Raw genomic sequence first — 22,833 nt, forward strand, 5'->3', positions numbered from 1 at the left:
AGTGCGGTGAGGGCACCTGCTGTACGGTTTTCTGCCGTGGGGCGGGAGGCCGGATCGGCTGGAGAGCCGATCCCGTTCCGGGGGGTGCCGCGGGTCACGTGGTGAAGAATCGGCGCGTGGCGAAGAGGCCGCGCGCACGGACGAGGCTTGCTCCGCTCGGCCGGTTCCACCATTCGGCGCAGGTCGTCGTCAGCGGCTTCCTCCTGGCGGTGCTGATCGGGACGGCGCTGCTGTCGCTGCCCGCCGCCACCTCGTCGGGCGAGCCGGCCCGGTTCCTGGACGCGCTGTTCACCGCGACCTCGGCGGTGTGCGTCACCGGGCTGGCGGCCGTCGACACCGGGACGCACTGGTCCACCTTCGGCCTGGTGATCATCGGATGCCTGATGCAGGTCGGCGGGCTGGGCATCATGACGCTGGCCACGCTGCTGGCCGTGATCGTGTCGGGCCGGCTGGGGCTGCGCGCCCGGCTGGCGGTGCAGGCCGAGACCAAGACGCTGCGGATGGCGGACGTGCGGCGGCTGGTCCGCGACGTGGTGGTCTTCAGCCTGGCCTGCGAGGCGGTCGTGGCGGCGGTGCTGGCGGGACGGTTCCTGACCGAGTACGGGCACCCGGCCGGGCGGGCCGTGTTCTGGGGCGCCTTCCACTCGGTGTCGGCGTTCAACAACGCGGGCTTCGCGGTGTGGCCGGACAGCCTGGTCCGCTTCGCCGCCGACCCGTGGATCTGCCTGCCGGTCGCGCTCGCGGTGATCGTGGGCGGGCTGGGCTTCCCGGTGGTGTTCGAGCTGGCCCGGTCCTGGCGCAGGCCCGCGGGCTGGTCGGTGCTGACCCGGATCACGCTGGGGATGACGGCGACGCTGCTGGCCGTCGGCACGGTCGCGCTGATCTTCAGCGAGTGGAGCAACCCGCGCACGCTGGGCGCGCTGTCGGGCGGCGCCCGGCTGCAGGCGGGCTTCTTCGCCGCGGTGATGCCGCGCAGCGGCGGCTTCAACAGCCTGGACATCGGGCAGATGCGGCCGGAGAGCTGGCTGGTGATGGACGTGCTGATGTTCATCGGCGGCGGCAGCGCCGGCACCGCGGGCGGGATCAAGGTTACCACGTTCGGGCTGCTGGCGTTCGTGATCTGGGCGGAGCTGCGCGGGGAGAGCCGGGTGAACGTGGGGCACCGCCGACTGCCCGAGAGCACCCAGCGGCAGGCGATGGTGATCGTGCTGATGGCGATCGGGACGGTGGTCGCCGCCACCTTCGCGCTGATGGCGCTCACCGCGCACACCCTGGACCGGGTGCTGTTCGAGGTGATCTCGGCTTTCGCGACCGTGGGCCTGTCGACCGGCATCACCCCCGGGCTGCCGCCCGCGGCGCACGCGTTGCTGGTGGTGCTGATGTTCGTGGGAAGGATCGGCCCCCTGACCCTGGGGACCGCGCTGGCGCTGCGGGAACGGACCCGCCGCTACGAGCTGCCGGAGGAGCGACCCATCGTTGGCTGACATCGGAAGGGATCCCGTGGTGGTGGTCGGGATGGGCAGGTTCGGCACGTCGCTGGCGCTGGAGTTGGCCCGGCGCGGCACCGAGGTGCTGGCCATCGACGAGCGGCCCAAGACCGTGCAGGGTCTGGCCGGGCGGCTGACGCACATCGTCGCCGCCGACGCCACCGACATGGAGGCGCTGCGCGAGCTGGGCGTGGCCGAGTTCTACCGGGCGGTGGTGGCGATCGGCGGGGATCTGGAGGCCAGCATCCTGTGCACCTCGCTGCTGGTGGAGCTGGGCATCGACGACATCTGGGCCAAGGCGATCAGCCACCAGCACGCCCGGATCCTGGAGCGGATCGGCGCGCACCACATCGTGCTGCCCGAGCACGACATGGGCGAGCGGGTGGCGCACCTGGTCAGCGGGCGGATGCTCGACTACGTCGCGGTGGACCGCAACTTCGCCATGGCCAAGACCCGGCCGCCCCGGGAGATCGTCGGCGTCCCGCTCGGCGCCACCCGGCTGCGCGGCAGGCACGGCGTCACGGTGGTGTGCGTCAAGCGTCCCGACGAGGAGTTCACCTACGCCTCGGCCGAAACGGTCCTGGAGTACGGGGACGTGATCATCGTGGCCGGGCCGATCGCGAAGGTGGAGCGCTTCGCCGAGCGCGCCTGACCCCTGGCCCGCACACGCGGGTGCCGGCGCCGCCGGGGCCGATCAGTGCCGGCGGCGGCGGAGGAGCAGCAGCGCCGCGTCGTCGGTGATCGGGGCGCCCACGTGGCGGAGCAGGTCGGCGTGCAGGTCGTCCAGGGCCCGCTCCGGGTCGGTGGCCCGCAGCGCGTCCAGCCGTTCGGCGAGCGGGTAGAACTCGCCCCGGCCGTTGCGCGCCTCGATCACCCCGTCGGTGTAGAGGAGCAGCTGGTCATGCGCGGTGAAGGGCACCTCGTAGAGCGGCGGGCGACCGCCGGCCAGCGCCGTCATGCCCAGGGGTGGGGCGACGTCGGGCGGCTCGGCGGCGTCGATCCGGCCGTCGGGACGGATGAGCAGCGGTGGCGGATGGCCGCAGTTCACCAGCTGCACGCGGTCGTCGGAGCCGAGTTCGGCCAGCACCGCGGTCACGAACTGCTCGCTGGTGAGGTGCCGGGTGAGGGCCTTCTCCAGGCGGGCGGTGACGCCGTGCAGATCCTCCTCGTCGTAGGCGGCCTCCCGGAACGCGCCCAGCACGACCGCGGCGGTCTCGACCGCGCCCAGGCCCTTGCCCTGCACGTCCCCGACGATCACGCGCACGCCCTTGGGGGTGGTGACGACCTCGTACAGGTCGCCGCCGATGCGCGCCCGGGCGGCGGCCGAGATGTAGCGGACGGCCGCGTGGACGGGCCCCACCCGGCGCGGCACGGGACGCAGCAGCACCCGCTGGGCGGCCTCGGCGACCGTCCGGATGTCGGCCAGCTCCCGCTCGTTGCGCATCCTGATCGCGCTGGCCAGCATGCCCGCGGCGGTCACCCCGGTGATCGAGACGAGGGTGAGGTTGTTCGCCCGGGTCCCGATGATGTCGTGGTGGGCCGCCAGCGTCGCGCACATCAGCAGGGCCAGGGCGCCGACCGCGGCGGCGCGCGGCATTCCGCCGGTGAGGCTGGCGAAGGCCGGGCCCAGGGACAGCAGGGGCAGGTAGCCCGTCCCGGTGCCCTCGATCAGCTCCAGGGCCGCGACGACGCTCATGACCGCGAACGGCAGCAGCCGCAGGAACGGTTCGCCACGCCCCCGTGAGGTCGACGCCACCAATGCTCCCGATCTCCAGAACGTCCCCGCTGCCCCCGCACCATAGTGTCATTTCTACGGTCAAAGACGCACTTGAGACGCGCTGTCGGGAACCGACCGCCCGGGGCGGTTCAGTCGTCGTCGCCTCCGTCGTCATCGCCGTCGTCATCGTCGTCGGAGACCTCGGCGCAGCCGGCCGTGACGGCGACGGTGGAGCCGATGACCGCGACCGCGGCGACGGCCGGGACGGAGGCGGGCGTCAGCGCCGCCACGATGGCGAGAACGCCTTTGACGAGGGCGGACAGGATCCTGGTCGGCATCGTGTCTCCAGGGGGCGTTGGAAGGCCGGGCTCTCAGGACGTAAGACTAGGCTCCGCCGATGGTCGCCCGTTGACCTTCGCATGTACACCAGGTGGCGAGCGCGACCGGAGAACGGATCTGCCCGCACGCGGCGCGTTCCCTTAGTCTCGGTGCAGGTCGTCGGGAGGGGATGGTCAGGTGGTCGCGAAGGCGGGGACGCGCCGCACCCAGCAGGAGCGCACCAGGGCGACGACGGCCGCGCTGGTCGCGGCGGCGCGCGAGCTTTTCGTGGAGCGCGGGTTCGCGGGCACCTCGCTGGGCGCGATCTGTGACCGCGCGGGGGTGACGCGCGGCGCGTTCTACCACCACTTCGACAACAAGGAGCAGATCTTCCGCGAGGTCTACGCGGCCGAGCAGGAGGAGCTGGCCCTCGTCGTGCGGAAGGCGTTCCGGGCCGAGCCGGACCGCTGGGACGGGCTGCTGGCGGGGTGCCGGGCCATGCTGGAGGCGTCGCTCGACCCGGCCGTACGCCGCATCACCCTGGTCGAGGCGCCGGGCGCGCTCGGCTGGACGGTCATGCGCGACATCCAGGCCGGGTGCAAGGAGCAGATGCGCACCGGACTGGCCCTGACGATCGAGGCGGGCTGCTTGCCGGAGCGTCCGCTCGATCCGCTGACCTCGCTGCTGTACGGGGGGCTGTGCGAGAGCGCGCTGGACATCGCCCGCGCCGAGGATCCGCCGGCGGTGCTGCGCGACACGGTGGCGCAGCTGGAGGCGATGCTCGCGGGGATCGCGGGCCGGGCCGAACCCGGCTGCGCCCACACCGCCTGACCTGCTGATCCAGCCGATTCCGGGGAAGCCCCGGGTACCGTCTCGAGGCATGAGCATTGACATACATACTGCATGTATGTAAATTCCGAAACAGATCACATCGTCGTGCGCTTCGGGGCGCTGGACCTCACCGAATACCTGGAGCCGATCGCCGGACCGGCGGCGGCGCTGATGAACGGAGCATCCTGATGACACCGACTCTGAGCCCGCCGCGACGTGAGACCGTCGACGGCCTGATCGCCGAGTACGCCTCGTTCGCCGACCTCCTCGACGGGCTGTCGGGCCCGCAGTGGAAGACCGGTACGCGCTGTACCGGCTGGGAGGTCCGGGACGCGGCCGGGCACGTGTTCGGCGGCGTCGCCGACACGCTCGAGCTGACCATCGGCACCCGTACCGCCGACGAGCAGGCGCGGGCGTATCGCGACCGGGCGCCGGCGGACCTGGCCCGCGACCTGCGCGAGGACGCGGGACGGCTGCGCACCATGCTGGAACGGCTCGATGACGCGGCCTGGCTGCGGCCGAGCCCGGTGCCCGACCGCAGCGTCGGCGAGGGCGTCCTGAGCCTGTGGCACGACACGTTCGTGCACGCCGACGACATCCGCGCCGCGCTCGGTCTGCCGTCCGACCGCGGGCCGGGGCTGGAGGCGGCTCTGCGCTGGCTGCGGATCGAGCTCGAACGGCGCGGCTGGGGCCCGGCGCGGCTGGCCCTCGACGGCCTGGACGCGTTCCCCGTCGGCGTGGGCGGGCCGGAGCTGCGCGGCGACCCGCTGACGTTCCTCCTGGTCGGCACCGGCCGCGAAGACCCGGCCGTGTTCGGCGTGGACGCGGGCGTGAACGTCTACGCCTGACCGGGCGGGCCCGGGTCGGCGATGTCGATCTCCAGGGACAGCAGCCGGGAGCTGAGCCCCTTGCCGTGGGCGTCCAGCGCGAGCGAGGTGGTCACCCCGCCGTCGAGGGACTGCCGGCAGACGAAGTGCAGCGCGCACAGGTTCGGCAGCTCGTAGCGGATCACCTCGCCCCGGATGTGCGCGCCCAGGTGCCGGCGGACCACCTCGGGCGTCAGCTCGCGCACCAGGTCGGGATAGTGCTCGTCGCGGTAGGGGAAGATCGACAGCGTCGAGGTGTCGCCCTTGTCGCCGGTACGGGCGTGGGCGATGTCATGCAGGATCGCACGCACGGGACGCCTCCAGGATCTCGGTGGCGGGGGTGACCGCGTCGCGCGGGAGCAGGGTGGACACGATGCCGACCACGTCGGTGATCTGCGTGCGCACCCCGCCGCCGCCGGCCGGGCCGTTGGTGTAGAGCGCCTCGACCTCGTGGCAGATGTCCTCGGCCCGCTCGGGGGCCGGGGTGAGCGCCGCGACCCGGAGCCGGCACTCGTCGTCGGCCGCGGCCGGGCCCGAGCGGGCCGGCCGGCCGAGCGGCGCGGACCCGATCAGGTCCAGCCGCGGTCGCAGCCCGGCCGGCGCGAGCCGGGCCGCGACGATCCGTCCGGCCAGCTCGGCGCGGGCGCGCGCGTTCGGCCCGACGTAGGAGATCTCCGCCTCGGCGCGGTGGCCCGCGTGGTAGCCGACGCTGACCTTCAGCGTGTCCGGCCGGGGGCGCCCGGCGGCGCCGCGGACCAGCACGCGGTCCCGCCCCGTCTCCTCGACGGTGACGCCGCGCAGGTCCAGGACCACGTCCGGGGTGCGGTACGCGGTCGGGGTGGTGATCTCGTACAGCAGCTGCTCGCGGACGGTGGCGCGGGAGACCAGCCCGCCGGTGCCGGGGAGCTTGCCGATGACGGCCGAGCCGTCGGCGGCGGACACCTCGGCGAACGGGAAGCCCAGGTGCGCCAGGTCGGGGACCTCCTTGTGCCCGGGATCGGCGAAGTACCCGCCGGTGATCTGGCCGGCGCATTCCAGCAGGTGGCCGACCAGGGTCCCGGCGGCGGCCCGCGCGGGGTCGTCCAGGTCCCAGCCGAGCCGGTGCGCGAGCGGCGCGAGGAACAGCGACGGGTCGGCGACGCGGCCCGTGAGGACGAGGCCGGCGCCCGCGTCCAGCGCGGGGAGCAGCGCGCCGGCGCCCAGGTAGGCGTTGGCGGAGATGACCGGGCCGTGCTCCTCCAGCGGCCGCCCGTCCTCCAGGGCGGGGGCCCCGAGGTCGATCCGGTCGAGGACGTCGTCGCCCGTCACCACAGCGATCCGCAGGCCGTCCAGCCCCAGCTCGCGGGCGGTCTCGCGGGCCGCGGCGCCCGCCGCCCGGGGGTTGGCCGCGCCCATGTTGCTGATGAGCGGCACGCCGTGCCGGACCGCGGGCGGGAGCAGCGCCCGCAGCCGGGCGCGCAGGCGCGGATCGTACCCCTGGTCCGGGTGGGCCAGGCGGCGGCGCTGGCCGAGCGCGATGGTGCGCTCGGCCAGGCACTCCAGGACCAGGGCGTCCAGCCGCCCGTGCTCGACCAGGTCGACGGCGGGCGGTATCCGGTCGCCGCCGAAGCCCGCGCCGCTGCCTATTCGCATCCTGCCTGGTGACAAGGTGATCCCCCGATCTGCGTGATGGACGGGTCAGAACGAGATGGCGCCGGTCAGCAGCGCGACGGCCGTCATGACCAGCGTGGTCCCGAACGCCCAGGCGAAGATGAACCGCTGGTGGGAGCCCAGCTCGACCTTGGTCATCCCGATCAGGATGAAGGTGGAGGCGGTGAGCGGGCTGAGCGGGAACCCGGTGGTCATCTGGCCCAGGATGGCGGCGCGGCCGATCTCGGCGGGGTCGCCGCCCAGCCCGGCGCTGGTCTCCGCGAGCACCGGCATCACGCCGTAGTAGTAGGCGTCCGGGGTGAAGACCAGGCTCAGCGGCATGCCCGTCACGGCGGTGAGCACGGGCAGCAGCCCGCCGCCGCCGTCCGGGACGACCGATACCAGCGCCTCGGCCATCTCCTTGATCATCCCGGTGCCGGACAGGATGCCGGTGAACACCCCGGCCGCGAAGATCATGGTGGTGACCAGGACGACGTTGGGCCCGTGCTTCTCCAGGAGCGCCTGCTGCGCCGCCCAGGTCGGCCGGTTGACCAGCAGCGCCAGCGCGAACGCGATGGCGAACAGCACCTCCAGCGGCATCAGCTCCATGACCAGCGCGACGATCAGAACGACGGTCAGCAGCAGGTTGAACCAGATCCGCGGGTCCCGCCCGCCGGCCGCCTCCGGCGCGGGGGCGTCCGGCCCGCCTGCCTCCAGGTCGATCTCCGGACGTCCCTCGGCCTGGAGCCGGGCCCGTTCCCGGCGCCCGATCAGGAACGCGGCGAGCAGCACCCACGCGATCCCGGCGATCATCGCCGGCAGCACCGGCACGAACAGGTCGGAGCTGTCGAGCTTGAGCGCGGCCATGGCGCGCGCGGTCGGGCCGCCCCAGGGCACCAGGTTCATCACCCCGGCGCCCAGGCACACCACGCCGGACAGTACCAGGGGACGCATCCCCAGCCGCAGGTAGATCGGCAGCAGGGCGGACACGGTGATGAGGAACGTGGAGGCGCCGTCGCCGTCCAGCGCGACGATCAGCGTCAGCACCGCGGTGCCGACGGTGATCCGCATCGGGTCGCCCTTGGCCCAGCGCAGCACGCGCCGGATCGCCGGGTCGAACAGGCCGGTGTCGATCATCAGGCTGAAGTAGAGCACCGCGAAGGTGATCATGATCGCCACCGGGGCGACCTTGACCACCCCCTTGGCGATCATGTCTCCGAGCTCGCCGCCGAAGCCGCCGATCAGCGCGGTGCCGATCGGCACCAGCACCAGGCCCAGCAGCACCGACACCCTCCGGGTGACGGTCAGGGCGAGGAACAGCCCGATGGTCACGAAGCCCAGCGTGGCCACCATGGAAACCTCCTGATCCGGCTCAAGGTTGCCCATGAGTGTGATCCACGGCACTCTTGTAAGTCCAACATCAATCGCACATGGATTGATGTGTTCAACGCATGGCGTGGGGAGAGTGCGTGGACCTGACCATCCAGCAGCTGCGGGTCGTGCTCGCCGTCGCGCGGGAGGGCAGCTTCACCGCGGCGGGGGAGCGGATGCGGCTCGCCCAGTCGTCGCTGAGCCGCACCGTCGCCGACGTCGAGCGCCGGGTCGGCGTCACGCTGTTCGAGCGCACCACCCGGCAGGTCATCCCGACCGCCGCGGGACGCGAGTTCACCGCCGTCGCCGAACGGGTCGTGGACGAGTTCGACCGGGGGATCAACCACTTCGCCGGCTTCCTGGCCGGCACCCGCGGGCTGGTCCGGATCGCCACCCTGCCCTCGCTGGCCGCGACGCTGCTGCCGGGCGCGGTGTCCAGGTTCCGGGACGGCCGCCCGGACGTGCGGATCCAGATCGAGGACGGGCTGCTCGGCCAGGTCCTGGACCGGGTCCGTGCCGGCCGGGTCGACCTGGCGGTGACCGTGCTGACCGAGCCGCCGGGCGCGCTGGGCTTCCGGCGGATCGCCGCCGACCGGTTCCACTGCGTCTTCCCCGCCGGCCACCGGCTCGGCGCGCGCGGCGCGGACGAGCCGGTCGCCTGGGCCGAACTGGCCGGGGAGGAGTTCATCGCCTTCGACCGGGCCAGCAGCGTCCGGGCGTTCACCGACCGGGCGCTGCGCGAGGCCGGGGTGCGGCTCGGGCCGATCACCGAGGCCCGCAACATCGCCGCCGTGGCCGGGCTGGCCGCCGCCGGGCTCGGAGTGTCCGCGGTGCCCGGCCTGGTGCTGCCGCTGATCGAGTTCGCCCGGCTGGAGCGGCGGCCGCTGGAGGGCCCCGTGCTCACCCGCCCGATCGGCGTCGTGTACGACCCGCGGCGGCCCCGGGCCCCGGCCGTCCAGGACTTCTTCGATCTCCTGGCCGAGCCCCCGGAGCTGGATCCGGAGCTCGCCGAGGGCACCGGGTGGACGCCCGGCTGAGCGTCCACCCGCCCGTGCCGGCCGGCCCGGGTCAGCCCGTGGTCAGGTCCCGGCGGCGGAACCCGGCGAGCCCGGCCGCGCCCAGTGCCAGGACGACCGCCCCCATCCAGACCAGCGGGGCCGGGCTGACCTCGGCGCCCGGCAGCTTGGGGATGTGGGTGAACGGCGAGATGTCCAGCAGCCACTGGTCGAACTGGAGCATGCTGCCGAACATCGTCACCAGGGTGGCCAGGGCCAGCGCGCCCCACCCGGCCGCGGAGAGCCGGGGCAGCAGCCCGAAGAACGCGATCGCCACCGCCGCCAGCAGCCACACCGCCGGCAGCTGGATCAGGGCCGCGCCGACGAGCTTGGGCACCGTGCCGCCCACGTCCCCCTCGTTGAGGCCGTGCGTCAGGCCCATGGCGAGCCCGGCGACCACCAGCGCCGCGGCGGAGCCCAGCAAGGCGAAGGCCAGGTGGGAGGCGACCCACCGGACCCGGCCGAGGGGCGTGGCCAGCAGCGGCTCGGCGCGCAGCGCGGTCTCCTCCGAGCGCAGCCGCAGCGTCGCCGACACCGCGTACCCCGCCGCGAACAGGCCGACCATGTTCATGATCCCGGAGAAGAACACGTCCACCAGCGTGCCCGAGCCGCCGAGCCGCTCGAAGATGTCCTTCACCTCGGGGTTCTCGTTCAGCATCTCCTCGATGCCGCCGGCGACGCCGCCGAACACCACGCCGAGGGCGGCGAAACCGGCGAGCCAGGCGTACATCGGCCGGCTGTGCAGCCGCCAGGCCAGCGAGAACGCGCCGCGCAGCCGCGGCGACGCGGTCGCCGGGCCCGGCCGCGGCGGGACGAGCCCGGCCCCGACGTCACGCCGCGCCGACAGTCTCGCGGCCGCCACCACCAGCAGGGCCGTCAGCAGGAGGGGGAGCGCCGCCACCCACCACTGCTCGTCGCCGTAGGCGCGCAGCCGGTTGCCCCAGCCCAGCGGGGACAGCCACGACAGCCACGACAGCCCGTTCCCGGCACCGCCGACGTCGGCGGCCAGCCGGATCACGAACGAGACGCCCAGCACGGCGATCGCGATGCCGCGCGCGGCCCCGGCGCCCTCCGACAGCTGCGCGGCCACCCCGGCGACCGCGGCGAACACCCAGCCCATGAGCGCGAACTGCAGCCCGAGCGCCAGCGACCCGCCGAACCCCAGCCCCTGGGCGGCCATGCCGAGGACGAGGAGCAGCGCGATCACGACGCTGGCCGCCATCGTCACCAGGAGGGCGGCGGCCAGGGCCGCGCCGCGTCCCACGACGGTGGCGCCCAGCAGCTCGCGGCGCCCCGCCTCCTCCTCGGTGCGGGTGTGCCGGATGACGGTGAGCGCGCAGATCAGCGCGATCATCACCGGGATGAACCCGGAGCGCTGTGCGACGATCCCGCCGACGCCGATGTCGTTCAGCGGACCGTACAGCGCCAGGTACGTCGGGTTGTTCCCGGTGGTGCGGGCGTAGCTGACGCGGTCGGCGATCGTGGGGGCGAGCTCCTCGATCGCCGCCACGAAGTTGAGCGGCATCAGGCCCAGGAACAGGACCCAGATCGGCAGCAGGAACCGGTCGCGGCGCAGCATCAGCCGGACCATCCCGCCGGTCCCGACGAGCGCGGTCATCGCGCGGCCCCTTCCGGCACCTCGTCCTTGTAGTGGCGCAGGAACAGCTCCTCCAGTGTCGGCGGCTGGCTGACCAGGCTGCGCACCCCGGTGTCGGTGAGCTGCCGCAGCACCTCGTCCAGCCGGCTGGTGTCGACCTCGCAGCGCACCCGGGTCCCGTCCACCACCAGGTCGTGCACGCCGGGCAGCGCGGAGATCCCGTTGGGCGGCGCGGCCAGCTCGGCGTCGATGGACGTGCGGGTCAGGTGGCGCAGGTCGGCCAGCGTCCCGGTCTCGACCGCGAAGCCGTTCCTGATGATGGTGACGCGGTCGCAGAGCGCCTCGACCTCGGACAGGATGTGGCTGGACAGCAGCACCGTGCGCCCGCTCTCGCGCTCCTCCCTGATGCACTCCTGGAAGACCTCTTCCATGAGGGGGTCGAGGCCGGAGGTGGGTTCGTCGAGGATGAGGAGCTCGGCGTCGGAGGCGAGGGCGGCGACGAGTCCGACTTTCTGGCGGTTGCCCTTGGAGTAGGTGCGGCCTTTTTTCTTGGGGTCGAGTTCGAAGCGTTCGAGGAGGTCGGCGCGGCGGCGTGGGTTGAGTCCGCCGCGCATGCGGCCGAGGAGGTCGATGACCTCGCCGCCGGAGAGGTTGGGCCAGAGGGTGACGTCGCCGGGGACGTAGGCGAGGCGTTTGTGGAGTCGGGTGGCGTCGCGCCAGGGGTTGCCGCCCAGGAGGGTGGCGGTGCCGGCGTCGGCGCGCAGCAGGCCGAGCAGGACGCGGATGGTGGTGGACTTCCCGGCCCCGTTCGGACCGAGGAAACCATGCACCTCGCCGCTGCGGACGGTCAGGTTGAGACCGTCCAGGGCACGGGTCCGGCCGAACGTCTTGACCAGGCCCGCGACGGAGATGGGCGTGTCTTTGGTGATGGGTGAAGCCATGCGGGACACCTCGTCTGGATGGGTTTGAGAGCACGCGACCGCCACCCCCTTCGCCGATTCGTCGATGGGAGCCGGGTGCCGGTCAGGCGCGGGAATGAGGCCGAGGGCGGAACCGGGTCCGCCGGGACGGTGCGGGAGGGTCGGAGTCGGCCTTGCGCGCCGCCGCGTCCGTGGTCGAGATGCACGCCGGGACCACGCCGCGGACGACCGCCGGCGAACCGGGCGCCGGGCGGAGCGCCTGGGGCGCTGGAGTCCGCATGCTAGGCACCGCCGTCTCCGCCCGTGTCGGCCCTGTCCGCCGCCTTGCGCAGCGCGGCCAAGGTCCCTTCGATGAGCTCAGGGGTCAGCAGGTCGTCGGCGAGGATCTCCACCATGGCCTTGGCCATGCGCGGGTACCCCTCCACGGTCAGGGTGTTGGCGCCGAGCACGCGGGAGAGGTGTTCGTGCAGCACCATCACGCCGGACACCAGCGCGACCACGGTGGCGGCGTAGGCGTGGACGTCGGAGGTGTTGGGCTTGTTCATGCCCGGCCAGGGCTCCTGCAGAATCGCCTCGGTCATCGTGACGGCCTCGTCGAACAGCGCCGCCGCCCCGGGCGATCCGTCGACCAGGGCACGCGCCATGTAGCGCTGCATGCGCAGGCTTGTCGCCATCGCGGTGGCCATGAACTGCGGGTCGTCCATGCCGCCTTCGAGTGCCTTGAACTTGTTGGTGCGCAGGATGTCCCAGGCGTGCTCGTCGCACGCCTTGCGCAGCCCCTCCTTGGAGCCGAAGTGGTGCTGGACGAGACCGGGTGACACACCGGCGGCTGCGGCGACCCCTCTGATCGTGGTGCCGCGCACCCCGTGCTCCGCGAACAGGTCCAGCGCGGCGTCCCTGATCCGGGCGCGTGCCGTCAGGTCCTCGGCGGACAGGTCGCGTGGGGCGGGGCCCGTCGCTCCGGTGTCGCCGCCGCCCGCACTGCCCTCCGCCATCGTGCCGCCTCCTGCGAGACAGCGCCGCAAGCCGACGCCGCCCAATACAAATGTTCAGCTTCCAATACAGTTGTATACCCGTCCGGCCTCTGAGACAACCGGACGTGGACCGCGATTTCGAGCAGCGGATACGGACGCTCCATATGTCCCGGAGCGGACCCGGAGGCGGCCGGGCCGGAGGCTCGTCCGGAGGGGCCTGACCAGTCGAGTGCCCGCCCTGCCGCTCCGCAAAGCCGAACGGTGTTCGATATCGGGCCATCCGAAGATCGGGCGGCAGGTCTCGCGCGTCTTAAATGGAGGTCGACGGGCGGGGTGAGCGAGCCTCGGAACCTATGCCGGGTTCGCCGCCCAGGTGCCGCCGTCGGCCGGCGCCGGGCCGCTCGCGCTCGGGATCCTCAGTTCGGCCGTCACCGCGGGCGGTACCTACCTGGGCCTCCTGCAAGGACGATCCCGGCGCCTGCCCCAGGGGAGCGGCCAGGACGGCGGCGAGGGCACCGGCGACCCGGCCGCGCCCGTGCGGGTGCTGGCCGTGACCTTCCATCCGGCCGACCTCGCCTTCGCCCGATGGCTGTCGGCCGCGCTCTCGCACGCGTCGCGCACCCGGGTGGAGATGCGGTCCCGGGACGGCCGCCCCGAGGACCCGCCTCCGCACCCGCCACCGGCAGCCGAGGCGTGGGAGGTCATGGTGCTCTCGTCCACGACCGAGATCGCCGGGCGGGAGCCGGACGCCACGGGCCCCCGGAACGGCTGGTCGCAGTGCGGGTCGAGGAGTGCGCGGCGCCGTCCGTCCCCGGCCCCGGACCGATCGTCGACATCGCCGGGCTGCCCGAGAGCGCGGCTTGCGCGGCCCTGGTGCGAGGGCTGGTCGCCCGCGGGGCGCTGGCGGAGGCCGACCTCCCGGCCGGGGCGGAGCCGCCGTCCGGCGATGGGGTGCCCTACCCGCAGGACGGCCCCGCCATCACCAACCTCGGCCCGCCGGAGCCGGGCTTCCTGGGACGCGAGGACCTGCTGCGCCGGCTGCGTGCGGCCCTCGTGCGAGGCGACGCGCACGACGATGTGCGCGTCGCCGTCGTGTGGGGGCTGGGCGGCGTCGGCAAGACCAGCGTCGCGGTCAACTTCGCGCACCGGTTCCGGCGGCACTACGAGATCGTGTGGTGGCTGACCGCCGAGCGGTCGGCCGACCTGCGGACCGGGCTGCTGCGGCTGGCGGCGGAACTGGGCGTCCCCGAGCAGGCCGACGCCGACCGGATGATCAACGAGCTGTGGCGGGCGCTGTGCGGCCGGGGCCGCTGGCTGCTGATCTACGACAACGCCGGCGCCGAGCCGGTCCGGCACTGGCCCGCCGGGGGCGGCGGGCACGTGCTGGTGACCTCGCGGCGCTCGGACTGGGCCGGGCCGGCGGACCCGGAGCGGCGCTTCGAGGTGCGGCCCATGGCGGCGGGCGCGGCGGTGCGGCTGCTGTGCGAGCGGACCGGCGACGACGACGTCCGCTCCGCACAGGCCATCGCGGACGCGCTCGGCCGCCTGCCGCTCGCCTTGGCGCACGCGGCGGCCTACTCCCGGCAGGCGGCCCTGCCGCTGCGCGAGTACTTGCGGCTGCTGGACGGTTCCCTGGAGCAGGTGCTGTCCCGGTTCCGTCCCGATGACCATGTGCAGCCGGTCGCGATGACCTGGAACCTGTCGCTGGCCAGGGCCGGGGAGGACGTGCCGGAGACGCTGGACCTGATGCGCCTGTGGTCGATGCTGGCGCCCGTCAGGATCCCGCGCGGGCTCCTGCGCGGACCGGCGGACGGGGCGCGCGGGCGGCTGGCGGCGATCACCGGCGATCCGCTGTCGTACGACCTGGCCGTGCAGCGGCTGGCCCGCTACTCGCTCATCGGCGTCGACGCCGAGCACGTGCAGGTCCACCGGCTGGTGCAGACGGTCGTGCGGCTGGACATGGAGCCGGCGGACGCCGCGGAATGGCTGGAGGCCGCGGCGATCCTGCTCGAGCGGCGGTTCCCCCAGGCGGCGGACGACAGCGCGCGGTGGACGACAGCGCGCGGTGGCCGGACTGCGCGCGGTTGCTGGCGCACGTCCTGGCCGTCCAGGGCAACTACCGCGGGCTGAGCCGCGGGTACCCGGTCACGGGACGCGCTGAGGCGGTGTTCGGCGAGCTCTTCCACCGCGCTGGTCGCTACCTTGTCGAACGGTCCGGCTACCGGGAGGCCAGGGAGCCGGTCGAGACGGCACTGGAGCTGCGCGAACGCGTGCACGGCCGGCGCAGCCCGCAGTGGGCGGAGACCAAGCTGTGCCACGCGGCCCTGCTCTACCGGTTGGCCGAGCTCGGCGCCGCCCGGACGGCGGTCGAGACGGCGCAGGGCGTCCGTGAGGAGATCGCCGGTCCCGAAGATCCGGGACTGCACGCGTTCCTGATGTGGCGGTGCCGGATCCTGGTGGAGTTCTCCGAGCTGGCGCAGGCGCAGCGGGCGGCGGAGCGGGCGCACCGGCTCCTGGTGGCGGCCGGCGTGCCCGAGGGCGATCACCGCCGGATCGAGGCCGACGATCTGCGGGTCACGGTCCTGTGGCGGCGCGGCGCGTTCCGTGCCGCGCTGCGGCTGATGGAGCGCGGTGTCGCCGTCCAGCGCGAGTCCCGCGGCGACGCCGACGACCGGACGCTGGTCGCGCTCGGCCGGATGGCCTACATCGAGCAGGAGATGGGCGCCGTGCTCGGCGACCGCGCGCTGCTGTGCCGTGCCCGCGACCGCCTCGTCGAGGTCGGCGCGGTCCTCGCGGCGCGCTACAGCGAGGAGCACTTCGAGGTCATGGAGCAGCGCCGGGCGCTCGGCGCCGCCCTGTGCGGTCTCGGCGACTTCGCGGCGGCGGCGCGGCTGCTCGCGCCGGTTGTGGCGGCCTACCGGGAGGCGCTGGGGGACCATCCGAGCACGGTCGCGGCCGAGCGGGTGTACGCGGTCGCGCTGTTCCACGAGGGCGAGGCGGCCCGGGCCGACGCGCTGATGCTCGCCGGGTGCGCGCTCTACGAAAGCCTCTACGGACCCGATCATCCCTATGCCGCCGAGATACTGGCCGACCACGGCGCCCTGCTGGCCGCGCGCGGGGAGGCCGCCGAGGCCGCCGGGGCGCTTCACCGGTCCCGGCGGATCTACGAGGAGCGGTACGGGCCCGAGCACCCCAAGCTCGTCCAGATCCTCCTCGATCTCGCGGCGCTGCCGGGCCTGCCGGTCGACGAGGCCGCGGCCATGCGCGGACGGGCCGAACGCATCCGCGCTCGGATCTGAGGCATCGACCCAACGCGTGCAGAGGAGGCGACATCGACGTCGAGCAGTTCCAGGAGACCTTCCTGACCGGGCATGTCCGCGCGCAGATCGTGCTGGACGGCATGGACGGGTTCGCAGTGGACGAGCACTTCGGCTCCTCCCAGGAACTCCTGGGGGAGCTGTGCACCGTCTGGTATGCCACTCGGGCCGGTGACCAGGCCGAATGGAATGATCCCGGCGCCGTGTTCAAGCGGGTCCGCGAAGCGGCGTGCGAGCCGGTGACCTGGGACCCGGAACGGCGGCGCAAGCTGGACGCGCTGGTGCGCGGATTCCGGGACCAGCGGGAGCCGGTGCAACTCGTCCTGCCGGTGCTGCGGGTGGTGCCCGGACGCGAGGTGGTCCTGGACGGCACCCACCGGGCGGTGGCCGCCTACCGTGCCGGGGTCCCGGTCACCTTGTTCGTGTTCGCGTTGCACGGCCCGCTGCGCCCGGCCATGTTGCCCGACATCGTCCACCACCTCTAGGGCGTGTCTTAACGTAGATCCGTAAGACACGCCCTAGGCGCGGTGTGCGGTGCGCCGCTGGCCGAGCCCGGCGTGGCGGCGCACCCGGTCGGCGACGTCCGGCCAGGCGTGCTCGGGCAGGTCGTGCCCGACACCGGGAAGGATGGCCAGGCTGGAGCCCGCGACCGTCGTGGCGATCCTGCGGGCGGCGGCGGGACGGATGAGCGGATCGTCCTCGCCGTGGAGCACCAGCGTCGGAGTGCGGAGGCTGGAGACGGGCGGTCCGTGCCACCGGGCGCCGATCTGGCGGCTCTGCGCCTTCTGGTCGCGGACCCCGGGGTCGGGGCTGCTCTCGATCCGTGCCCGCACGGCCTGCTCGTCGAAGGGGCGGGCGGGGGAGGCCAGCATGCGGGCGAGGGCGACCCCCGCCTCGACGTCCCCTTCGCGGGTGTCGGGGAACTTCAGGCGGGCCAGCTTGGCCAGCGTGCCGAGGCGGATGTAGCGCAGCGTCCGCACCCCCGCCATGTCGCCGGGGACCGCGGACGACGAGGTCAGCGTGCGGACGCGGTCGGGATGGCGGAGCGCGACGCGTTGTGCGGCGGCGCCGCCGAGGGAGGCGCCCAGCAGGTGCGCGGACTCCCAGCCGAGCGCGTCCATGACGGCGATCGCGTCATCGGCCATGTCCTCGGCGGTGTAGATCTCGCGGCGCTTTCCGGTGAGGGCTGCGATCGGATTGCGGGCCGGGGCGTCCTGGAGGTGGGTGGACTCGCCGGCGTCGCGCTGGTCGTAGCGCGCCACCGCGAAGCCGTGCGCGGCCAGCGCCGCGCAGAAGCCGTCCGGCCACCACCTGCGGGACGTCCCCAGCCCCATGAGCAGCAGCAGCGGCTCCCCGTCCGCGGGGGCGGCCAGGAACCGGTCGTAGGCGATCTGCACGCCGCCGTTCTTCGCCCAGCGGACCGGGCTCCAGGCCTTCTGTGATGCGGTCACGGCACGGCCTCCAATACTGCGATCGATGTTCGCAGTTTCTAGGATAGGGGATCCGTCGTGAGGAAGGACAGGTGGGCCGTGCCCGATGAACCGGGGACCGTGTGGGACCGTCCGGAACGGGGCGCGCGCGGCCCCGCGCCCGTGCGCACCCGCGCCCAGATCACCGCCGTGGCCGTCGCGCTGGCCGACGCCGAGGGCCTGGCCGCGGTGTCGATGCGCCGGGTCGCGGCGGAGCTGGGCACCGGGCCCGCGTCCCTCTACCGCTACGTCGGCGGCCGCGACGACCTCGTCGACCTGATGATCGACGCGGTGGCCGGGGAGATCGACCTGTCCGGCCCCCTCGCCGGCGACCCCGTCGAGGACCTGGCCGTGCTCGCCATGCACACCAAGGACGCCCAACTGCGCCACCCATGGATGCTGGACGTGCCGCCCGAACCCGAGCGGCTCGGCCCGTGCGCGATCGATTACCTCGAACACGGGCTGCGCGCGCTGGAGCCGGCGGAGTCGATGACCGGGCAGGCCAAGATGGAGACCATCGCGGTGATGAACGGGCTGGCCTCGCTGTTCGCCCGCACCGAGCTCCAGGAGCGGAGCTCGCCGACCGAGCGGCAGGCCGCGTACGCGGCGCACCTGACGCAGGTCGTCGCGGAGGGGCGGCACCCGCTGCTGGCGGGGCTGGTCGCACGTCAGGTCCCCGGCCCGCACGAGGACCACCAGGCGCTCTTCGAACGCCTGATCCGACGGGTCCTGGCCGGCCTCATCGGCTGAGCGCGGCGCCCGGCTCAGCGGACCAGGGCCATCGCACCGAGGAAGCCGAGCATGAGCGCCCCCTGGACGACCATCGCGGGCGCCGGGGCGGGGGAGTGCACGGGTACCGGCTTGCGGCCGCCTCCGCGCAATACGGTTTCGTGGCCTATTCGGGTGACGGCGCGGCCGCGATCCTGTCGAGCACGTCGGTGTAGAGGCCGCGGCGGTCGGGACGGGCGCGGCCGGCGGCGTGCCGGAGCGCGCGGGCGGCCGGCTCCCCGTACAGCGCCAGCCCGTCGGCGGCCGCGCGGCGGACGGCGGGCCGGGCGTGCGAGAGCAGGCCGACCAGCGCCGGGATCGCCGGTTTCCACGCCGCGTGCGACACGCTTCTGATCGCCGAACGGACGATGTCGGGGCGCGGGTCCTCCAACAGCCGGGACGTCTGTTCCAGGTAGGACGACCGGTCCAGCACCTTTCGGGAGATGCGGTGCGCGTGCAGGCGGAGCCGCGCCTCGGGACGGCCGATCGCCTCGGCGAGCAGTTCCTCGAACCCGGGGTCGCGGTGGCCGGGCGGCCGCTCGTCGTGCCGTTCGGCGAGCAGGGTGAGAGCCCGCCGGGCCTGTTCGGTGGTGCCGGTGCGGGCGAGGTCGAACAGCGACTCCCGCGAAGGCCCGGCTCCGTGCTCGGCGGGAGGCCGCCGGGTGCGGAGGGCGGCGAGCGCGGCGGCGTCCTCCCGTGCGGCGTCGGGATCGCGGAGCGGGCCGTCCACGAGCAGGAGCCGTTCGGCCAGGTCGTCGCGCCCCTCGGCGATGAGCCGCTCGCGTGCGCGGGCCAGGGCGGGGGTGCGCAGGAGCGGACGGCCGGTGATGAGGCCGAGCACGCCCCACTCCCCGGCGTCGAGACGTTCGGACAGGAGGTCGGACAGCAGGTCGGGGTCGGCGCGGTGCAACGCCCGTGCCACCGCCGCGCGGGTGGCCGGTGCGCCGTTCTCCCGCCAGCACAGCAGCAGCGGGAGGAGGCGGGCGAGTGCGGTGGGGCGCAGGTGGGCGGCCACGAGGGCGATGCGTTCCCGCGCCGTGTCGGTGGCCGGTTCGTTCAGCTCGGCCTCGCTCATGGACGTCAGCGCGGGCGCGAGGTCACGCGCCTGCGCGGGGATGGCGGGCGGATCGATTCGGCCGTGCAGGTAGGCGCGCAGGACGGCGCGGCCGATCTCCGGCTCGGGCCAGCCGAGAAGGGCGCGGGCCGCGGCGTGGCGACGCTCCCGCGCGGGGTCGTCCAGCATCGCCAGCAGCCGTTCGCGCTGCGCCCCCGAACGCGGCTGGTCCAGATCGTCCGAACCGGGCAGGCGAGCGGGCGGTGCGCCGCGGCGCGCGTCCTCGCCGAGGGTCCATGCGGGCGCGCCGATCGGCTGGAGCCGCAGCATCCACTCCAGCAGCGGGCCCCGCACGGTCTCGCCGGCGGTCGGATAGACGGCGGCCAAGGCGGCGAGCCGATCTCGCGAACCGACCGGATGACCGCCCGCGTCCGCGTCCCGGAAACGCTGGAGCGCCCCTGGCGTGCGAGCCGCCGCCTCGAGGTCTTCCCGCCACTCATGCACGGCGGGCTCGGAAGGCGCGTCCCGGTGGCCCGGGACGAACGCCTCGCGCAGGACGGCCTCCTCGGCGAGCCACGGATTGGGCCCCTTCCGCGCCGCCGTCAGAGCGCTCTCCAGGTCGGCGCGCGTCGGCACCGCGCCGCAGCGCCGCAGCAGCGTCAGCAGCGAGCGGCCGCCCGCGGCCTCCGGCGGAAGCGCACGGAGCCGGGCCGCCACCTCCTGGGCGTCCGCGGCGGTGAGGCGTGCCGCGGCCTCTTCGATCACGGCGAGAAGACCTTCACGATGCGCGTCGCCGACCCCGTCCAGGCCGGTGACCAGCGTCGTCGCCGAACGGGCGAAGGACTCCAGCTCCTGCCCGCTCCACGGAGGAGGGCAGAGCCGAAGGATGAAGCGCAGCACCGGAGCGCGGTCGGTCCCCGCCGCGGCCATTTCCAGCCAGCGGTCGAGGAACGGCCGCAGGGACGCGAGCCGCTCGGCGGCGAGGTCGTCCCGGAGCACGAGGCGCCGCGCGGTCCCGTCGTCCCAGCCGCGCGTTTCCAGAGCCTCGACGTCGCTGTCGGCCGCGCGGCCGCGCGGCGGGACCCGGCGTTCGGCGAGCGTCCGCCCGGCGGCCGAGCCCTGGACGGCGAGAGCGTCGACCGCGCGCCTGGAGAGCACGCATTCCAGGCCGCGCATCAGCAGGATGCGGGTGCGTTCGTCACCGGCGCTGTCCGCGGCGGCGACGAGCGTCGCGGCGTAGCCGTCGCCGAGCACGGCCCGCAGCGCCCTGGCGAGCGCCTCGGCCAGTCCCGGATTGTCGTGGCCGCCGAGCCAGGACAGCATCTCGGGCACGGCCTCCTGCGAGCCCGCGTCGGCCAGCGCCGTGGCGGCGGCCTTCTTCACGTTCATGTTGGGATGGCGGAGGCACGCCGCGAGCGTCGGCGCGGCCCAGTTCGCGCGCGCGTGCCCGAGCGCCAGCACCGCCTGCCGTACGGTCTGCTCGTCGCGCGCGGCCGTGAGCGCGATCAGGCCGGCCGACAGCGCCCGCGCGTCCGCGCCGCCGGCATCCCGGGCGAGCAGCGCGATGGCGTGCTTGCGGACGTGCCGGTCGCGGTCGCGCAGCAGCCGATGCACTCGCGCGCGGATCCCTCCGTACGACGGGACGTGCTGGAGCAGCTCCAGCAGGATCGATCGCTCGGGCGCGGTGAGCCCGGCCTCGTCCAGCAGGTCCAGGGCCATGGTCGCGACGAGCGCCTCGCCCGCCTCCGTGGGACCGGTCGCGTCGAGCAGGCAGTGCGGTCGTATCTTCCCGCGCGTGTGGAGTCGGCCGCCGAGGTCGCGGATCGCGGCCGGTACCTTGTCCGGCACCCGGGGCTCCACGTTCTGGACGGCGGCGTCGTCCGGAGCCCTGGACGCCGCGAGGTCGGACACCACGCGCAGCAGCAGGTCGGCGATGGCCGGGAGCGTGCCCGCGTCGCCGTTCCGAGCCAGCAGGCACAGGGCTTCCACCGGCTCGTCCGGATCGAGCCCGGCGCGCAGCAGTTCCAGCTCGCGCGCGTCGGACCAGCCCAGGTCGGACCGGATCCCGCGGGGAAGGTCGCGCGGGTCGAGCCGGGCCAGCAGCGCGCTCCGCTCCCCGGCGTCATCGGTGAGATGCCAGAGCAGCGCGAGGGCCCGGTGGCGGACGGGCCGCAGATGCGGGGCGATGGCCGTTCCGTCCAGTCCCAACCCCGTGCGGAGCGCCGCGGCCGTGTCCGATCCGCCCACGGCTTCGAGAGCGCGCAGTGCGGCATCGGGGGACCGGGGCAGTACCGCGAGCACGGCGCGCTCGGCGGGCGCGTGCCGCAGCGTCCGGATCGCCTCCAGGAACGGTTCGGGATCGGGCGCGGCGGGCAGCAGGCCGGCGATCGTCTCGCCGATCGGCAGGTCGCCGGTGCCCTGCTCGGCGAGCGCGACCAGCAGTTCCAGCCGCCGGGGCCAGCTCGCGTCGCCGGGCGGCGCCCCGGCCAGCTCTCGCAGCGTCTCGTTCCGGCACGTGAACAGCAACGTGGCGGGCTCGTGCGCGGGCACCGAATGATCGGCCAGGACGAGCCCCACGATCGAGGGCACGTCCGCACCGGACGGGAAAAGGGCGCGCCGGTGCATCCCCAGCAGGCACCGGACGGCCGGACCGGCGAGCAGCAGCGGGTCCTGCGCGGCGATGCCCACCAGGACGGGCACGTCCTCGCGGTCCGCCGTGCCCCCGGCCAGCTCCAGCGAACGCCGCCGAAGCCCCGGAGGCCGCCGCGCGTCGGTGGCGACGTCCAGGAGCAGGTCGCGATGCCTGTGCCGCGCCGCGACCTCGATCGCCGCGGCGGCCACGTCGGGGTCGGGCGCGGTGTCGAGGATCCGGCGCAGGCGTGCGCCGGGCAGCGGCTCCAGGGCCGCCCAGGGCTCGGCGAGCTCGTGCAGAGCGGCCTTCCGTGCCGATGAGGCGGCCGGTGCGGCGCCGTCGCGCGCGGCCGTCTCCAGCAGGATCGGCCTGGCCCGGGACGGAGCGAGCAGGGCCGCCCGCACGGCCTCGCGCGTGATGCGGAGGGCCTCGGCGAGCAGGGCCGGGTCATGCCCGTCCAAGAGGACGCGGGCCAGCCGCTCGGGTTCGTCGACGTCCGTCGCCCGCAGCCCGTGCACGGCCTGGTAGAGCGGCTCGTCGGCAGGCTCCCGCGCCACGGTCTCGGGCCGTTCGGCGATCTCCGCGCGCAGCCACGCGATGCGCACCGGCTCGGGCAGGACGGCCTCCCGCCACCGCGGCCACGGCCGGTCCCGCAGGTGCCGCCGCAACAGCAGATGGAGCCGTGCCAGCGCGAGGGCTTCCTCGGGCGCCGCGTCCGAGAGCGGTTCCCGGGGAAGCCGCGCGGCGTACGCGGCGGCCTCCGCGCCGCCGTCGCCGCTCTCGAGCCGTTCGACCAGCCGTACGAGCTCTCCCAGAGTCGCCGCCACC

At 74.2% G+C, this 22,833-nt stretch carries 19 protein-coding genes; 9 read left to right on the plus strand and 10 right to left on the minus strand.

Going from position 1 to position 22,833, the window contains the following annotated elements; translation table 11 throughout:
* Nucleotides 1-116 precede the first annotated feature (116 nt).
* Nucleotides 117-1,484, plus strand: coding sequence for a TrkH family potassium uptake protein (locus ABD340_RS02785; RefSeq protein ID WP_344586744.1), 1,368 nt, complete (start codon nt 117-119; stop codon nt 1,482-1,484).
* Nucleotides 1,477-2,139: a potassium channel family protein gene (locus ABD340_RS02790; protein WP_344586745.1), complete on the plus strand. Its 663-nt coding sequence runs from the start codon at nt 1,477-1,479 to the stop codon at nt 2,137-2,139. The genes ABD340_RS02785 and ABD340_RS02790 overlap by 8 nt, the downstream gene beginning before the upstream one ends.
* A 42-nt stretch (nt 2,140-2,181) precedes the next feature.
* Here the strand turns inward: ABD340_RS02790 and ABD340_RS02795 are convergent, their stop codons facing one another.
* Together ABD340_RS02795 and ABD340_RS02800 are read right to left on the minus strand one after the other, a co-directional pair.
* Nucleotides 2,182-3,243, minus strand: coding sequence for a PP2C family protein-serine/threonine phosphatase (locus ABD340_RS02795; RefSeq protein ID WP_344586746.1), 1,062 nt, complete (start codon nt 3,241-3,243; stop codon nt 2,182-2,184).
* 110 nt (nt 3,244-3,353) lie between these two features.
* Nucleotides 3,354-3,542 carry a hypothetical protein gene (locus ABD340_RS02800; RefSeq protein ID WP_344586747.1) on the minus strand — a complete coding sequence of 63 codons (189 nt, stop codon included), beginning with the start codon at nt 3,540-3,542 and terminating at the stop codon, nt 3,354-3,356.
* A gap of 178 nt (nt 3,543-3,720) precedes the next feature.
* Between ABD340_RS02800 and ABD340_RS02805 the strand changes: the two genes are divergently transcribed.
* Nucleotides 3,721-4,353, plus strand: coding sequence for a TetR/AcrR family transcriptional regulator (locus ABD340_RS02805; protein ID WP_344586749.1), 633 nt, complete (start codon nt 3,721-3,723; stop codon nt 4,351-4,353).
* Between the two features lie 188 nt (nt 4,354-4,541).
* The gene (locus tag ABD340_RS02810) at nt 4,542-5,201 is read left to right on the plus strand and encodes a maleylpyruvate isomerase family mycothiol-dependent enzyme (protein WP_344586750.1); all 660 of its coding nucleotides are present in this window, start codon (nt 4,542-4,544) and stop codon (nt 5,199-5,201) included.
* Here the strand turns inward: ABD340_RS02810 and ABD340_RS02815 are convergent.
* The 3 genes from ABD340_RS02815 to ABD340_RS02825 are packed head-to-tail and all read right to left on the minus strand — an operon-like array spanning nt 5,192 to nt 8,201.
* Entirely contained in the window at nt 5,192-5,530 is a 339-nt protein-coding gene (locus tag ABD340_RS02815) for an AtuA-related protein (RefSeq protein WP_344586751.1), read from the minus strand. The genes ABD340_RS02810 and ABD340_RS02815 overlap by 10 nt on opposite strands.
* On the minus strand, nt 5,511-6,851 hold the full coding sequence (locus ABD340_RS02820) for an acyclic terpene utilization AtuA family protein (RefSeq protein ID WP_344586752.1): 1,341 nt from the start codon (nt 6,849-6,851) through the stop codon (nt 5,511-5,513). Before ABD340_RS02820 ends, ABD340_RS02815 begins: the two co-directional genes overlap by 20 nt.
* Before the next feature lie 45 nt (nt 6,852-6,896).
* The gene (locus ABD340_RS02825; protein WP_344586754.1) at nt 6,897-8,201 is read right to left on the minus strand and encodes a CitMHS family transporter; all 1,305 of its coding nucleotides are present in this window, start codon (nt 8,199-8,201) and stop codon (nt 6,897-6,899) included.
* A 116-nt stretch (nt 8,202-8,317) separates the two neighbouring features.
* Here ABD340_RS02825 and ABD340_RS02830 point away from each other — a divergent pair, with 116 nt between their 5' ends.
* Nucleotides 8,318-9,256, plus strand: coding sequence for a LysR family transcriptional regulator (locus ABD340_RS02830; RefSeq protein ID WP_344586755.1), 939 nt, complete (start codon nt 8,318-8,320; stop codon nt 9,254-9,256).
* Nucleotides 9,257-9,287: 31 nt separating this feature from the next.
* On the opposite strand, the gene ABD340_RS02835 is transcribed toward ABD340_RS02830, so the two are convergent.
* From ABD340_RS02835 to ABD340_RS02845, 3 genes are all read right to left on the minus strand, one after another.
* Entirely contained in the window at nt 9,288-10,892 is a 1,605-nt protein-coding gene (locus ABD340_RS02835) for an ABC transporter permease (protein ID WP_344586757.1), read from the minus strand.
* A complete protein-coding gene (locus ABD340_RS02840; protein ID WP_344586758.1) occupies nt 10,889-11,812 on the minus strand; it encodes an ABC transporter ATP-binding protein in 924 nt (307 codons plus the stop codon). The genes ABD340_RS02835 and ABD340_RS02840 overlap by 4 nt, the downstream gene beginning before the upstream one ends.
* A gap of 260 nt (nt 11,813-12,072) precedes the next feature.
* Nucleotides 12,073-12,786, minus strand: coding sequence for a TetR/AcrR family transcriptional regulator (locus tag ABD340_RS02845; RefSeq protein WP_344586759.1), 714 nt, complete (start codon nt 12,784-12,786; stop codon nt 12,073-12,075).
* A 756-nt stretch (nt 12,787-13,542) separates the two neighbouring features.
* Between ABD340_RS02845 and ABD340_RS02850 the strand changes: the two genes are divergently transcribed.
* The 3 genes from ABD340_RS02850 (at nt 13,543) to ABD340_RS02860 (ending at nt 16,567) form a co-directional block, all read left to right on the plus strand.
* On the plus strand, nt 13,543-14,895 hold the full coding sequence (locus ABD340_RS02850; protein WP_344586761.1) for a DUF7779 domain-containing protein: 1,353 nt from the start codon (nt 13,543-13,545) through the stop codon (nt 14,893-14,895).
* On the plus strand, nt 14,814-16,064 hold the full coding sequence (locus ABD340_RS02855) for a tetratricopeptide repeat protein (protein ID WP_344586762.1): 1,251 nt from the start codon (nt 14,814-14,816) through the stop codon (nt 16,062-16,064). Before ABD340_RS02850 ends, ABD340_RS02855 begins: the two co-directional genes overlap by 82 nt.
* Before the next feature lie 101 nt (nt 16,065-16,165).
* Nucleotides 16,166-16,567: a hypothetical protein gene (locus ABD340_RS02860; protein WP_344586764.1), complete on the plus strand. Its 402-nt coding sequence runs from the start codon at nt 16,166-16,168 to the stop codon at nt 16,565-16,567.
* Nucleotides 16,568-16,600: 33 nt separating this feature from the next.
* Here ABD340_RS02860 and ABD340_RS02865 read toward each other — a convergent pair whose 3' ends face one another.
* Entirely contained in the window at nt 16,601-17,533 is a 933-nt protein-coding gene (locus tag ABD340_RS02865; protein ID WP_344586765.1) for an alpha/beta fold hydrolase, read from the minus strand.
* Nucleotides 17,534-17,611: 78 nt separating this feature from the next.
* Between ABD340_RS02865 and ABD340_RS02870 the strand changes: the two genes are divergently transcribed.
* Nucleotides 17,612-18,301, plus strand: a complete 690-nt coding sequence (locus ABD340_RS02870; protein WP_344586766.1) for a TetR/AcrR family transcriptional regulator — start codon at nt 17,612-17,614, stop codon at nt 18,299-18,301.
* Between the two features lie 145 nt (nt 18,302-18,446).
* Here ABD340_RS02870 and ABD340_RS02875 read toward each other — a convergent pair whose 3' ends face one another.
* Nucleotides 18,447-22,832 carry a HEAT repeat domain-containing protein gene (locus tag ABD340_RS02875; RefSeq protein WP_344586768.1) on the minus strand — a complete coding sequence of 1,462 codons (4,386 nt, stop codon included), beginning with the start codon at nt 22,830-22,832 and terminating at the stop codon, nt 18,447-18,449.
* Between the last annotated feature and the right edge of the window lies 1 nt (nt 22,833).

Origin of the sequence: Actinomadura vinacea, from assembly GCF_039532545.1 — a bacterium.
Lineage (GTDB): Bacteria > Actinomycetota > Actinomycetes > Streptosporangiales > Streptosporangiaceae > Spirillospora > Spirillospora vinacea.